This is a genomic window from Shewanella sp. BC20 (assembly GCF_003129585.1).
GTDB lineage: Bacteria > Pseudomonadota > Gammaproteobacteria > Enterobacterales > Shewanellaceae > Shewanella > Shewanella seohaensis.
This window is the reverse complement of the sequence record NZ_NHRI01000010.1, coordinates 95,743-108,972: the sequence shown is the minus strand read 5'-3', so window position 1 is coordinate 108,972 and position 13,230 is coordinate 95,743. Positions and strand designations below refer to the sequence as shown.

Sequence of the window (13,230 nt, the reverse complement as noted above, 5' to 3'; positions counted from 1 at the left end):
ATGCCAATCAACGCGCCTCTAAACGCGCGTAGGCGACCACCAGCCACTTACTGCCAAAATCACTAAAATTCACCTGCACCCGCGCCTGCGCGCCACTGCCTTCAAAGTTAGTCACTTTGCCGTCACCAAACTTGGGATGATGCACTCTTTGGCCGACGCTAAAGCCGGTATCGTTGGCGACCGCCGACTTTTGGGCACTGAAGCGATTATTCGCCATCGGCGTCGACACCTGCGCCTTTAAGCGAATTTCATCCACATATTGCGGCGGAATTTCCTTAATAAAGCGCGATGGACGGGCATAATCTTCGCGGCCATAAATACGGCGGGATTCGGCATAGGTGATATAGAGTTTTTCCATCGCGCGGGTCATGCCCACGTAACAGAGACGGCGTTCTTCATCGAGTCTATCGCCCTCTTCGAGTGCCATCTTACTCGGGAAAATCCCCTCCTCGACGCCCGCCATAAACACCATAGTAAACTCCAGCCCCTTGGCTGAGTGCAGTGTCATTAACTGCACCGCATCGGTAAAGGCGTCGGCCTGACCCTCACCCGCCTCTAAGGCTGCATGGGATAAGAAGGCATTCAGCTCGCCCATATCCTCAAGCTCCTCTGGCATTTCGAAGGTGCGCGCTGCGGTAACGAGTTCCTCTAAGTTTTCGATACGGGCGTGGGCCTTTTCGCCTTTCTCCGCCTCGTACATGGCCTTAAGCCCAGAGGCTTGGATCACTGTGTCCGTCATCCGATACAACGCCATATCCTGAGTTTCTTCCTGCAGGGTGACGATAAGATCCATAAAACCACGTACCGCAGAGGCGGCGCGGCCAGCCAGCACTTTTTCATCCAGCAGACGTAAACAGGCCTGCCATAGGGTGAGTTCCTGCTGACGGGCGGTCGAACGCAGAATATCTAAGGTTCTGTCGCCAATGCCACGGGGCGGCGTATTAACCACGCGCTCGAAGGCGGCATCGTCATTTTTATTGCTGATAAGACGCATATAACCCATAGCGTCTTTAATTTCTTGGCGTTCGAAAAAGCGCAGGCCACCGTAAATACGATAGGCTAAGCCTTTGTGTAATAAGGCTTCTTCGAGCACGCGTGATTGGGCATTCGAGCGATATAAAATCGCGCAATCACTTAAATTGCCGCCTTTTTCGTACCAATCATTGATCCGGCCGACAATAAAGCGCGCCTCGTCCATTTCGTTAAAGGCACAGTAGAGGGAAATCGGCTCACCATCGGCTTCGTCGGTCCACAGCTCTTTACCTAAACGCTCGGGGTTATTGGCGATAAGGGCGTTCGACGCCTTCAAAATATTGCCCTTGGAGCGGTAGTTTTGTTCGAGGCGAATCGTAGTCGCCGTCGGGAAATCCCGCAGGAAGCGGTGCAGGTTTTCAACCTGAGCGCCGCGCCAACCGTAAATGGATTGGTCATCGTCACCCACTATCATCACGTTGGCGGTTTGCCCGGCAAGCACTCTAATCCACGCATATTGAATGGCGTTAGTATCCTGGAACTCGTCCACCAGAATATGCTTAAAACGCTCTTGATAATGCGCCAGCAGATGCGGTTTATTGAGCCACAGCTCATGGGCACGCAGCAGGATTTCGGCAAAGTCGACTAAACCAGCGCGATCGCAAGACTCTTGATAAACCTGATAAATCTTCAGCAGGTTTTGCTCAATCGGGAAACCGCCCGCATCGATATGCTTGGGCCGAAGACCTTGGTCTTTCTTGCCATTGATATAGGCCTGCGCCTGACGGGGAGGATATTGTTTTTCATCCAGATTCAAACTTTTCAGGATGCGTTTTAGCAAGCGCACCTGATCGTCCGAATCGAGAATTTGGAAGCTTTGCGGCAAACCCGCATCTTGGAAGTGAGTGCGTAACAGACGATGCGCCAGCCCGTGGAAGGTACCAATCCACATCCGCCCCATATTGGTGCCCGCGACCTTCTCCACCCGCTCACGCATCTCGGCCGCGGCTTTATTGGTAAACGTCACGGCTAAAATTGAGTAAGGGCTCTGCTGTTCGACCTGCATTAACCACGCGATACGGTGAGTTAATACTCGCGTTTTACCACTGCCTGCGCCCGCAAGCACTAACATGCTGGATTGCGGTGCCGCGACAGCCTCGCGCTGTTTATCATTCAGGCCGTCTAGTAAAGAAGATACGTCCATTCTCGCCTCCAAAAAATCGAGGGGGCAGTATAACAGAAGAAGCGCCCAAGGCATGCCACGAGTTTGAGCTCAATCACAGACAATTCATTTGACTCAAGGGCCAAGTTTGGCTTGAATTGATTTATACAATTTATTAACAACTAAAGTATGACTCGATGCCAAGGGACCTGAATGCATTATTGTTTTAACGCTTTTGTGTTGGATACCCAGAACCGAACCCTATTCTGCAACAACCAAAGGCTCCACTGCGACGAGCGCGTTATCCTGTTACTCGCAAAGCTAATCGACGCCTATCCCGCCCATTGCGATCAGGCCTGCTTGCTCGAACATATTTGGCCCAATACTGTGGTGAGCAGTTGGTCCGTCGCAAGATTAATCTCTGATACCCGTAAATTATTTGAGGCAGCGGGCCTTAAGGTGCCCATTATTCAAACCTTGCATGGCCGAGGGTATCGGCTCTCCCCCGATATCGCCGCCATTATTCGCTCCGATGCCGTCGCTAACAGTTTTGCCGCTCAAGACCACTCACTCGCAATAACAGATAACGCCACCAGCGCAGCCAACTCGAATACACTTCAACCCGCGCAAAAAAAGCCCTATTTCACCCTGCCGGGATTAGTCTTGATTGGGATCTTGTCGAGCGCAGTGCTTGCCCTGCTCTATCACAATCAAGCCGAACGTAACGGCCAATTAGTGTTGGCCGAGCCGCAAAACGTAAAAGCACGCATATTGTGGGTCGATGATCACCCAGAAAATAATCAGGCCGAGCGCCAGTTTTTAGAGCAAAAAAAGATTGGAGTTTACACCACCAAAACCAGCAGCGATGCACTCACACTGCTGAGTTTGTATAGCTACGATGCCATTATTACCGACATGGGCCGGGGCACGGATCCCCTCGCCGGCCTGAAATTGATGCAGGCAATCCGCGAGCGCGGCATCAGCACGCCCATTTACCTCTACACCATCATGCCCTCCGAGGCGCTGAGGCAAAAAGCCCAAGAACATGGCGCGCAGGACATCGCCGTCGAAGCCGAAGACTTATATCAACACTTGATGCCACTCATCCGTTATGCCGACGAAGGCATGGAGTAAAGCCGCGCTCAACCTCAACAAATTTTGCTTCAATCTATTGATATTATTCATTTTCAAAAACATTCAATAAGTTTCAAAGACAAAATCCCTCCCGAGGATTTATATCTTGTTCAGGGTTCAGCACCTGAACCCTTCTGCCGATCGCTATCGCCCGTGCCCCAATGATGACTAACGACCATCCCGCTATGTGGGATAGCGAGTTGTTGCTGATATTTGCTCAGTAGCCTAAAAGGAATTTACATAATGAAGCCAATCTATCGACTTACGGTTCCCATTCTCTTAGGTCTCACGCTCGGCGCCTGTGGCGGCAGTGATGATGACGATGAAGATCCTAGCCCCATTGAATCCCAGCAGTTTGCCATTAAAGGGACAGTAAAAGGGCTAACCAACACCCTAAAACTCACCCTACAAACCAATGGCCAGACAGTAGAAACGCTTTCTGTTCAAAGTGATGGCACAGATAAGGCCTTTGCATTTTCGAATATGCAGAATGAAGGCGTTAGCTTTGCCATTACCGTTAATACGCAGCCAACGGCACAAACCTGTACCGTCACCAATGGCAGCGGCACCTTAAGCCAGAGCAATGCCGAAACCGCCCTAGTCACCTGTGAAACCAATGCTAATGCCGAATTAACAGGGATCTTTAGGGACAGCCCAGTAGCCGGGATCCATTATCAAACCGACAGCCAAACCGATGGCACCACCAGCGATATTGGTGAGTTTCAATACTTACAGGGGGAACAAGTCACCTTTTCGGTCGGCGCGATTCAGTTTCCCAGCACAGCTGCCAGCACACTCGTCACTCCCACCGAAATTGCAGCGGGCAATGAGGTTACAAAGGTAAATATCCTGCAATTGCTGCAGACTTTAGATCAGGACTGCGATGTCGAAAATGGCATTCAGATCAAAAGCTCACACCATGATCTGCTCGCCAATACCGTACTGGATATCAGCAGTGCCGATTTTGACTCCCAACTCAACACCGCCTTTGCCAGTCTCGGCTCGGGCTTGAGTCTCATCGGTGAAGCCCAGGCCCTCAGCCATTTCGATAATTCGAATCGTAATCTGTTGCTGGGTAGCTGGCTGCTGTCGGAGGGAGCAGGCCAAAGCAATATTCTGACCTTTATCGACCATAACCGTTACCTATTGATCCACGAAAGTTCTGGCGATGGTGGCCAAGCGGCGGCCTCGGTCGAATACGGCAATTACACTTGGGACAGTGTGACAGGCAGCTTCAGTGTCAGCCTTATCGGCCAATCTGACGGCTCCGGCGGCCTGTACGATGGCAGTAGTGTCGTCAATAAGGCAGAGGTCAGTTTAACCACCCTCAAACTGACCCTCACGGATAATGGCGCAAGCAATATCACGCTCACTCGTATCGAAGATGCTAGCGATGCGTTAATCGGTACTTGGCATGTGTACGACCCCGAAACCGAGAACGACAGCTTTGTGACTTTCCTGCCCAATCAAGCCTATGCCATTGTGCATACCGCCAACTCCGACAGCTATGAGGGTCAATCCCCCCAAGCACAATCGGGAGAATTTGGTCATTATGTCAAAGATGCCAGTGGCTATAAGTTTACCGCCAGTGTCGAGTCCGACGGCCCGAATGGTCTCTATGATGCCCAGTCGGCTGACGCCCATCAGTTTTCATCCATCAGCACCAGCCAATGGGGCGAGATGATGGCAACTGAAAATGGCCCAGACGGCGGTACTTTTACCTTAGATAAGGTCGGCAGTTTTGTGACTGAGTTGGTCGATAAGCCTTCTGCCGCCGCAGGTACCAGCCTTGGACGCATCACCTCGGTACGGGATATCGAAGGCTTTAGCTACGACGCTACCGTCAATCGCCTGCTGCAATTCGACTTAACCTTTGCCACGGACACACAAAACCGCTGCACCACTGAGTTCGCCAATGGCCAATGCGGCGCACGTTACAACATGCTGGTGCAGAATGTGTCCGAGAATGATATGGGGGATGTGATTGGTGAAATCAGTCTGAACGAAGTCACCAGCAATGCCCAAGTGAACAGCGATTTTTATATGACGACCGCTGGCACACTGCACTTTGCCTTTAGTGGCAGTCAGACGATGACTATCAGCCCCTTGTTAGGCAAATCTTGCCAAGGCAATCAACGCGCCTTAGTGAGTTTAACCGATACCAGCAATAACCAATCGCTTTGGTTAGTCGAGTTAACCCCTGCCGCCCTATAGCTAACGCTATCTTCCCTTTGCCGGGCTATGTTCTTCCGTAGCCCGGCATTTTTTTATTCTAAAAACCATGAAGTCTAGCGAAGACCGTAATTGCCTATAGAACCGTTTGAAATCGAGCCATTTATAGCTAATTTATTTTCTATCACCACCTGAACCTTGTGTGATTCCAAAAGCTGTAAATAATGATTAAGCACTTTCATTCCAGTGACACGCAGCAAGCACATCCATGTGTGCTCGACCGTGACATCCATGTCACGGACGGTCACCTCCATGTCAGTGCTTAATCCCATTAACCTTTGCGTATCTCTGCCAGCCAGCAAAGACTGATAAAGCTAAAACAATATCAAGTGATTACCCACCGAACCGTATAAAAAACCGCTACCGTAAAAAAACAAATTCCTATAGCATCATTTCTACTAATTGACATGGATGCGACAGCGGCCAAGTCCAACAAGCGATTTATGCCTCGCAAACAGCGTAGCGCATAAATACTAAGACTTTATATGTAAGGATAGGCATGAATTATCATTATTATCTTGATGAAAGTGGAAATTCTGGTGATCTCATTAATAAAAAATTAGATCTCAATTTTGGCAATCAGCCAATTTTCACTTTAGCTTGTGTCGGCATACTTGATGTAGAAAAAACAAAAAGTGACATTAATAATATAAGAATTAAACATTCTATTTCTGATGTCGAATTAAAATCATCAACACTTTATTTTCAGTGCCCAGAACTGTTCTCTGACATCTTTACTTACTTAAATGACAAACAGTATCCAATACTAGTTGAGCTTGTTGATAAAAAATATTGCCTTGCAACACATATTGTTAATTACTATATCATCCCTCCCATGGCTGATGAGTCAAATGGGATAGCACAATTGATAAGAAATCGTATCGCTGACTACATAACACATCACTTACCCAATGAGTGTTTCTTGGCTTTTTTTTCAGCTTGCAATCAGCCATCCGAGACTAGCATCATAGCTGCCTTGGAGACAACACGAGACTTTTTTTCTCAAAAAGTACCTGAATTAGATTTTGCAGAATTAACGGTAAAATCGATAAATTTAACCATTGATGGATATTTTGAAGCCAAAGAAGAATATGGCGAGACCGTTGCTATAGAGAAGTTTTCACCTATACCCGAGAAAACAAAAACTGGTCAGAAAATTAATATATTACCCCACGTACATTCTGTCTTTAACATTCTAGCTAGGCTAAATCAACTTCACAACAAGAATATGAATGAAGTAAATCTCCATCATGATTTACAAAATGAATTCGAAAGAATAATTTTATACTCTAAAAATATCATTGAACAAAAAACAACATCTTATAATGGCCCTCCAGTATTTAACTCTGATTATAATTTTACAAAAAAGGCAAATTTAGACTTTTTAGATTCCAAGTCGCATGTTGGTATACAAATCGCTGATCTTATAGCTGGCTTTATGAGCAGATATATAAATGGCTGGTTATATAAAAATTCAGAAATTCCAAGTATATATCATGAATCATTTTCTAGAATAGTCTCAAACTATAACAATATTCGCTCCCAAGGAGTAAACTTCGTAATTCCACAATCTAAACAACAAATCATTTTCAGAAAACATAATCTATAGATCTAAAACACATAAGATGGTGAAACAGGAAATACACAACTCTTTAATGCTTTTAGTGACCAACAGACAACTCAACAATCAAAGGAATACGCCATCCCCTCGGAGTTGCCGCAGGGCATTTGCGTTCGTTGCGTGAGAGAGTTTAACGAGACACCAAACCAATGTGTGAGGCATGAGAGCTAATATGAATGTCAAGGGTATACTGAGTTTCGTTGGAATAACTGGATTTATTTCCATCCTGCTAGTGATGCATTTTTACCCCACAATTCCCCGATCATTTTTAGGTTGGGTCGCTTTATTCTTTTTAGGTATTCCGGCTTGGGTGATACTGGAGTTTACAGGCGAATTGGTATTGGATGCGTCATTCTTTAAGCGCATGCCAAGTGGGCTGCGTATTATCGTTGGAGTTCCCGTGGTGTTGGTGTTAATGGTTCTAGCGTTGTTTGTTTTTGGTTTCGTACACAAAGTTATAAGTTTGGTTGGTGGGTAGAAGGGCCTATCTCACAATCGTAGGCACAAGGTGAAACAAGGTATCCACAGCTCTTCAATGCTTTAAGTGACCAACAGACAACTCAACAATCAAAGGAATATGCCATCCCCTCGGAGTTGCCGCAGGGCGAATAGACAAATTGCGAGAGTCTCGGCATGGCCGTTCTCGTGCATCAGACCCATAGGGAAATGGAAAATGTCAGAATGATGTATGGAACATCATTGACCATGCACTTCACGACATTCAGGCATCCTGCCTATCAGATGCCGAGATAGCGTCAGTAGAATCAGGGACTGAGTGTCTGACGCGATAGCAAGAACGCTTAATGCCAAAGGGGCTTTCAACTCCGTTAGGGGCGTCTTGGCTAATGTGAAAACAATAGGCAAGGAAGATAGGACGAGCAGTCCTCCTTGGTCGACTCTTGATTAAAAATCAGGGGGGTGAAACCCCACGACTTTGACTTTGATTTTATAAATTTAACAATCGGTAACTCGTTAATTTTGAATTAAATAAAGAGTAACATGCATGAAACAGATCGAATTATCACTTTTATGCGCATAAAAATGTAAAATTCCGCACTTTTATGCGCGTAAAAGTGTAGAGTGAGTTATAGTATAGGCCGTTAACAATCTTAATTGACGGGAAATGACAATGCAGCGCAACCTACTCAACGCCTTAATAGCATGGAAAAACCAACCTGTGCGCAAGCCATTATTGATCGATGGCGCAAGGCAAACGGGTAAAACCTATCTGCTGCAAGAGTTGTTTGGTAACACCTTTGCCAACATCCTGCGTATCGACTTTCTTGAAAATCCCGCCTACAAACAAGCATTCGATGGCTCACTGTCACCTGACGAGCTAATAATGAACATTGAGCTGTTGACCAATCAGGCGTTCAACCCAGAAACCGATCTGCTGATATTAGATGAAATTGGCGAATGTGAGCGTGCCGTTACCTCACTAAAGTATTTTGCTGAAAAAGCACCGTCCTATTTTGTCGCGGCAAGCGGCTCGAACATTGGTTTGCTCAACACCTTCCCTGTAGGTAAGGTAGAACAATACAATTTACGACCTCTGACCTTCCAAGAATTTATTTACGCATCCAACGAGCAAGCACTGATCAAAGCGTTTGAAGCCCAAGCAAGCACACCGGCGGTGCACACTAAATTGATGGATAAACTTACAGATTACTTTTTTACCGGTGGTATGCCAGAAGCCGTTTCCGCTTGGTATAGGTTTAAAGATGCGAGCATTTTAGAGCGGGTTGAAAAAGTCACAAAAATCCATGCCGACTTAGTTGAAGGTTATCGCCGCGATTTTGGCAAGTACGCGGGCAAGGTCGATGCCACACTGATTGAATCTGTGTTTAACAGTATTCCAGCGCAGCTATCACTTGTCAGTGATGAGTCCGTTAAACGCTTTAAATTTAAACATGTGCATGAGCGCAAATCTCGTTATAGCGATTTTGAGACCGCGATCCATTGGCTTAACTGCTGCCGCTTAGCCTTGCCAAACTACCCTATTGAAGGGATACCAAAATCACCGCTGGCGGCCTACAAAAAAGAAAATATGGTTAAACTGTTTCTATTTGATGTGGGACTGCTCAATCATATGCTGGGCAGCAGTTATAAAGAGATTAAGCAACAAAATTACGAATACAAAGGCTATGTGGCTGAAAACTTTGTGCAGCAAGAGCTCACTGCTATTGGCGTTGACCCAAGCTATTCATGGAATGACGCCCGCGCCGAAATCGAATTTATTTTGGCAACCGATGAAGGCAATATCGTCCCTGTTGAAGTCAAAAGTGGCAAACGTACCAGAGCTAAATCGTTGGCATCCTACGTTGAAAAATGTACTCCAAGTAAAACCTTTAAGTTAACGGGCACACAAGGCTCATCGGCGTTAGAACAAACCAATATCGTGATGCCTTTGTATTTCACCCAGTATTTACCTCAGAGATGGTAAAGAGAGTTGCTTAGCATCCCGAGGTCTACACAAAGTGACTTTATGAGTAACAATCTGTAGACCTAAGGAGCATACAAGCTTTCAGCCAATCAAAACTGAACGATATTTTTTGCTAACAACGCTTGGCCTGTCTGTAACCCCATCATTTAAAGCAAATCACTTAACCGGTTTAAGAGCGCTTTACGGCTATTATTAGTCACAACAAATCGCTTAAAACGTTGCTCAAACGCCACGTTATCCGCTTTAAACTGATAGGCTTCGTGCAGCTGACGCAAATAGCGTGCTGCCTCATCATAGCCACTGGCGCAAGTGCGATTCGCTTGCTCTTGTGCTTGCTGCCAGCTGTGCTCACGCAGATTGTAGATATCCGTCAACATCTTCTCTTTTTCCGCTTTTTCGATGGCTAATTTTTTTGCGAGCGCCTCAGCTTGCTCTTGCTGTAATTGGCTTTGCGCTTGTTGAATGTAAGGGGTAATCAGGTCAGGCGTTAACCAATACTGATAGGTTTCGTCTGTGTTGGCCGATTCTTTTCGCGTCAGCGCTAAGGCTTGGTGACGAGTTAGCTGGCCTTGCTCAAACAGCGTGCGTAATAGCGTGTCTTTCTCCGCATCCGTAAGATTATGCAGCCACGCATCAAACTGAAATTGGGCTTGTTTGGCTTGGTGACTTAGTTGTTCGTTCAGCACCATCGCAAGTGCCTTAACCCATGCTAAGGGAATATCATACAGCGCCGTAAACGTCTGCACCTCTTCACTGAGGTGCTCAAAATCGTATTGAATTAACGGTATTTCTTCAAGTTCGTCATTACAATCAAATGCTTTGAGCCACATAAAGTACACAAGACGCCAATTCCCTTGGATTAACTCGCTGCGTAACCCAGCTAAATGCTGGAAAAAGTCGTCAGCCTGTTCATCGTCAAAATATTCGTCATATTTCTCAAGGGAAAAAATCAGCAACTGCCACTCATCGCTTTGATGTACATGAAGCCCATCGCTTGAAAAGCCAAGCAACGCTTCAGGGATCGTTCCGGCAGGTAACTTGATGTATACATCGATTGAACCCCAATCGGCATAGTAAAACCCGATATCGAAGTATTTTAACATCAGCGTAGAAGGTTCCGCCTTTAAGTCACTGTAGGTGTAATACACCTGAAAGGACGTAGCAGTGATGTCCGCACGGCTTGAAATGGTTCTGAGTGCTTGGCGCGCCTTAGCATCTAAGTAACCGTCCAGACGCTCGAATTTATAGTATTGATATTCGCTCACGATGACCTTGCTATGCGTTAATGGTGAATTGAAAAGTTTGTTTTAACAAAGGCTGTACCTTAACAACTCTGGCGACTGGTTCAGCGTCTTTGTAACGCCTTGGCTCAATGATCAAAAATCCCCAAAACTGTAAAAATCGCTCAATAAATCTTGATTCGATGAGCATGCTTAAACTTCTTTCTGGCGAGAAGTAATCATCCGTAGGGAATGCCAGCAATAAATCGGGGAAAGCTGTCATCACCTCTTTCACCAGCTTTTCTACACTGTGATGAGCTTGTAGGCGCCACAGCATAAACAGCCAAAAGGGTCGCAAGTCGATATCGTATTCAAAACCGTCCAAATATCCCCAGTTATATTTGCCGATGGCGGCCTCTAACATAGGTTTCAAAAATGCCTGTATGCCTAGAGCTTGATACTGCTTTTGCGCTGACTTTTTAACGTGATAACGGCCACTACGAAGGTAAATAATACCGCAAATGTCGGCTAACACTCGGGTGTAGTGCAAGGCATTGAATTTCTCTTCGTTACTGCCCGCAAACTCACTGCTGCTAATATTTATTGGAAACTGAGCAACGGCAAACTCAGGTAATAACTCACTGGCCTGTTTAACCAACTTAGTCGGTAAGTTGCCTTTACTTGTGGCTTTGAAGGAGCCTTCTTGCGCCATGGCCTCATCAAGAATTAGCGCTAGATAACGCATCACCGGACTGGTTGAAAGATCGTCTGGTGTGCTGATTTTCACCCACTGTAACTGCTCAAACGGCGCATATAGCCAATTAGCCATTTGCGTTGGTGTTACGCCACAAAAATCGGGATGAGGTTGATTATTGCGATCCTGAACTTTGTGTTGTAAAGCTGCGTTAAGTTCATCAAGGCTCAGATTTGGGTTCATTGCCAACATGACCTCAACATCATCGAACACTTGGGCATGTTGCTGGAAAACGCTCCTCATACAACAACGTTTAAACTTTTTACCACTGCCACAATGGCAAGGATCGTTACGACCGAGTTTCATTGCTGTCTCTTTTTATTGTTGTAGATACTTACTGGCAACACCTTAAAACTTCCCACTTATCACAACACCGTTGAAATTAAGACAATCTTTAACTCTTTGCTGCTGGACCGAGCTAAGCGTGTCGATATCATGGAAGGCAAACTCTGAGTGTTCATGACTCAAGCGAATCACCGCATCGGCAGATGCAAACTCACAACGAAAGATAAAGGCTTGGGATTGATAGGCGCTGTGATAATACACGCCGCTTAGGTAGTGGACGTTCACCGCTAGCCCCAGTTCCTCTTGGCATTCACGCAGCAGGGCTTCGTGAATCGTTTCGCCGGGCTCTAAAGCGCCGCCGGGTAGGCCCCAGGCGCAATTGCCGTAATTTGCCTTGAGGAGTAACACTTGGCCCGCATCGTTAGTGATCACTCCATGGCTACTGAGCCGAAATCTATCTTCAAATGCCATCTGCCCATCCTACGTTGGCGCGATTACTGATTAGCTATTTGCCATTAAATGTATTGCAGCTGGCAAGCTTGCCTGAGGCAAAACCCGTCTTAAACCATTTTACCCTGTCAGCCGAACTGCCATGGGTAAAGGCTTCGGGTTGTACGGCTCGGCCAGCCATTTTTTGCAAGCGATCATCCCCCACGGCACTCGCAGCAGCGATGCCCTCTTCTACATCTCCGGCTTCGAGCAGATTGAGCTGCCTGTCGACATAATGCCCCCACACGCCAGCATAACAGTCGGCTTGCAATTCGAGGGCAACACTCAATTGATTGGCCTGCGCCTTGCCTGCGGCTTGCTGCGCCTGACGCACTTTAGTGCTGGTCCCGAGTAGGTTCTGCACATGGTGGCCCACCTCGTGAGCAATCACATAGGCGAAGGCGAAATCTCCCGGCGCACCGAGTTTTTTCAGCTCCTCGAGAAAACTCAAGTCGATATAAACTTTGCTATCAGCGGGGCAATAGAAAGGCCCAGATTGCGCCTGTCCCATACCGCATCCCGTTGAGGTCATATTGCGATAAAGCACCAGTTTGGGCTCGACATATCGCCCCTGCAGCAATTGATTCCAGACGGTTTCGGTGGTGCCGAGGATCGCCGCCACAAACTGGGCATTTTCATCTTGAGCGGCCGTATTGCTGGCCGATTGTGATTGGCTGAACCCCGATTGATTGCTCGGGTCTAGGGATAATCCGCCGGTAAAATATTGAAACGCAAAATACAATCCGCCTAGCAGCAATATCACTCGGCCGATTTTGGTACGAAGTAGAAAAGGCAGCAAGCGCAGCAGGAGCGCGCTGGGCACGCCCGCCGACGCCATCTGTTGGTCACGTCTGTCTTCGATATTGGAGCTTCGGTCACTGTCACGCCAACGCATTGGATTTCCTAGACTATGGGTAT

At 46.9% G+C, this 13,230-nt stretch carries 10 protein-coding genes; 5 read left to right on the top strand and 5 right to left on the bottom strand.

The features are described 5' to 3' along the window. Window positions 1–7: 7 nt before the first annotated feature. Window positions 8–2,176, bottom strand: a complete 2,169-nt coding sequence (gene uvrD / locus CBX96_RS11945; RefSeq protein WP_011715677.1) for a DNA helicase II — start codon at window positions 2,174–2,176, stop codon at window positions 8–10. Window positions 2,177–2,347: 171 nt separating this feature from the next. Here uvrD and CBX96_RS11940 point away from each other — a divergent pair, with 171 nt between their 5' ends. The 5 genes from CBX96_RS11940 (at window position 2,348) to CBX96_RS11910 (ending at window position 9,564) form a co-directional block, all read left to right on the top strand. Then, window positions 2,348–3,268: a response regulator gene (locus CBX96_RS11940; RefSeq protein ID WP_109286846.1), complete on the top strand. Its 921-nt coding sequence runs from the start codon at window positions 2,348–2,350 to the stop codon at window positions 3,266–3,268. A 243-nt stretch (window positions 3,269–3,511) separates the two neighbouring features. Next, window positions 3,512–5,482 (top strand): hypothetical protein, encoded by a 1,971-nt coding sequence (locus tag CBX96_RS11935; RefSeq protein ID WP_109286845.1) that lies wholly within the window; start codon window positions 3,512–3,514, stop codon window positions 5,480–5,482. A 517-nt stretch (window positions 5,483–5,999) separates the two neighbouring features. Further along, window positions 6,000–7,109 carry a DUF3800 domain-containing protein gene (locus tag CBX96_RS11920; protein WP_109286843.1) on the top strand — a complete coding sequence of 370 codons (1,110 nt, stop codon included), beginning with the start codon at window positions 6,000–6,002 and terminating at the stop codon, window positions 7,107–7,109. 184 nt (window positions 7,110–7,293) lie between these two features. Next, window positions 7,294–7,599, top strand: a complete 306-nt coding sequence (locus CBX96_RS11915; RefSeq protein ID WP_146194342.1) for a hypothetical protein — start codon at window positions 7,294–7,296, stop codon at window positions 7,597–7,599. 651 nt (window positions 7,600–8,250) lie between these two features. Beyond that, window positions 8,251–9,564: an ATP-binding protein gene (locus CBX96_RS11910; protein WP_109286842.1), complete on the top strand. Its 1,314-nt coding sequence runs from the start codon at window positions 8,251–8,253 to the stop codon at window positions 9,562–9,564. Window positions 9,565–9,710: 146 nt separating this feature from the next. Here the strand turns inward: CBX96_RS11910 and CBX96_RS11905 are convergent, their stop codons facing one another. The 4 genes from CBX96_RS11905 to CBX96_RS11890 are packed head-to-tail and all read right to left on the bottom strand — an operon-like array spanning window position 9,711 to window position 13,207. After that, window positions 9,711–10,829: a hypothetical protein gene (locus CBX96_RS11905; RefSeq protein ID WP_109286841.1), complete on the bottom strand. Its 1,119-nt coding sequence runs from the start codon at window positions 10,827–10,829 to the stop codon at window positions 9,711–9,713. 10 nt (window positions 10,830–10,839) lie between these two features. Beyond that, complete coding sequence (locus CBX96_RS11900; RefSeq protein ID WP_109286840.1) at window positions 10,840–11,844, bottom strand: YecA family protein; 1,005 nt, start codon at window positions 11,842–11,844, stop codon at window positions 10,840–10,842. Between the two features lie 42 nt (window positions 11,845–11,886). Next, complete coding sequence (locus tag CBX96_RS11895) at window positions 11,887–12,294, bottom strand: NUDIX hydrolase (protein WP_109286839.1); 408 nt, start codon at window positions 12,292–12,294, stop codon at window positions 11,887–11,889. Window positions 12,295–12,328: 34 nt separating this feature from the next. Next, complete coding sequence (locus tag CBX96_RS11890) at window positions 12,329–13,207, bottom strand: neutral zinc metallopeptidase (RefSeq protein ID WP_109286838.1); 879 nt, start codon at window positions 13,205–13,207, stop codon at window positions 12,329–12,331. Window positions 13,208–13,230 lie beyond the last annotated feature (23 nt).

What these genes read in the sequence shown, in the direction of transcription:
- uvrD (WP_011715677.1), bottom strand. Translation starts at nt 2,176, where the DNA reads ATGGACGTATCTTCTTTACTAGACGGCCTGAATGATAAACAGCGCGAG.
- CBX96_RS11940 (WP_109286846.1), top strand. Translation starts at nt 2,348, where the DNA reads ATGCATTATTGTTTTAACGCTTTTGTGTTGGATACCCAGAACCGAACC.
- CBX96_RS11935 (WP_109286845.1), top strand. Translation starts at nt 3,512, where the DNA reads ATGAAGCCAATCTATCGACTTACGGTTCCCATTCTCTTAGGTCTCACG.
- CBX96_RS11920 (WP_109286843.1), top strand. Translation starts at nt 6,000, where the DNA reads ATGAATTATCATTATTATCTTGATGAAAGTGGAAATTCTGGTGATCTC.
- CBX96_RS11915 (WP_146194342.1), top strand. Translation starts at nt 7,294, where the DNA reads ATGAATGTCAAGGGTATACTGAGTTTCGTTGGAATAACTGGATTTATT.
- CBX96_RS11910 (WP_109286842.1), top strand. Translation starts at nt 8,251, where the DNA reads ATGCAGCGCAACCTACTCAACGCCTTAATAGCATGGAAAAACCAACCT.
- CBX96_RS11900 (WP_109286840.1), bottom strand. Translation starts at nt 11,844, where the DNA reads ATGAAACTCGGTCGTAACGATCCTTGCCATTGTGGCAGTGGTAAAAAG.
- CBX96_RS11895 (WP_109286839.1), bottom strand. Translation starts at nt 12,294, where the DNA reads ATGGCATTTGAAGATAGATTTCGGCTCAGTAGCCATGGAGTGATCACT.
- CBX96_RS11890 (WP_109286838.1), bottom strand. Translation starts at nt 13,207, where the DNA reads ATGCGTTGGCGTGACAGTGACCGAAGCTCCAATATCGAAGACAGACGT.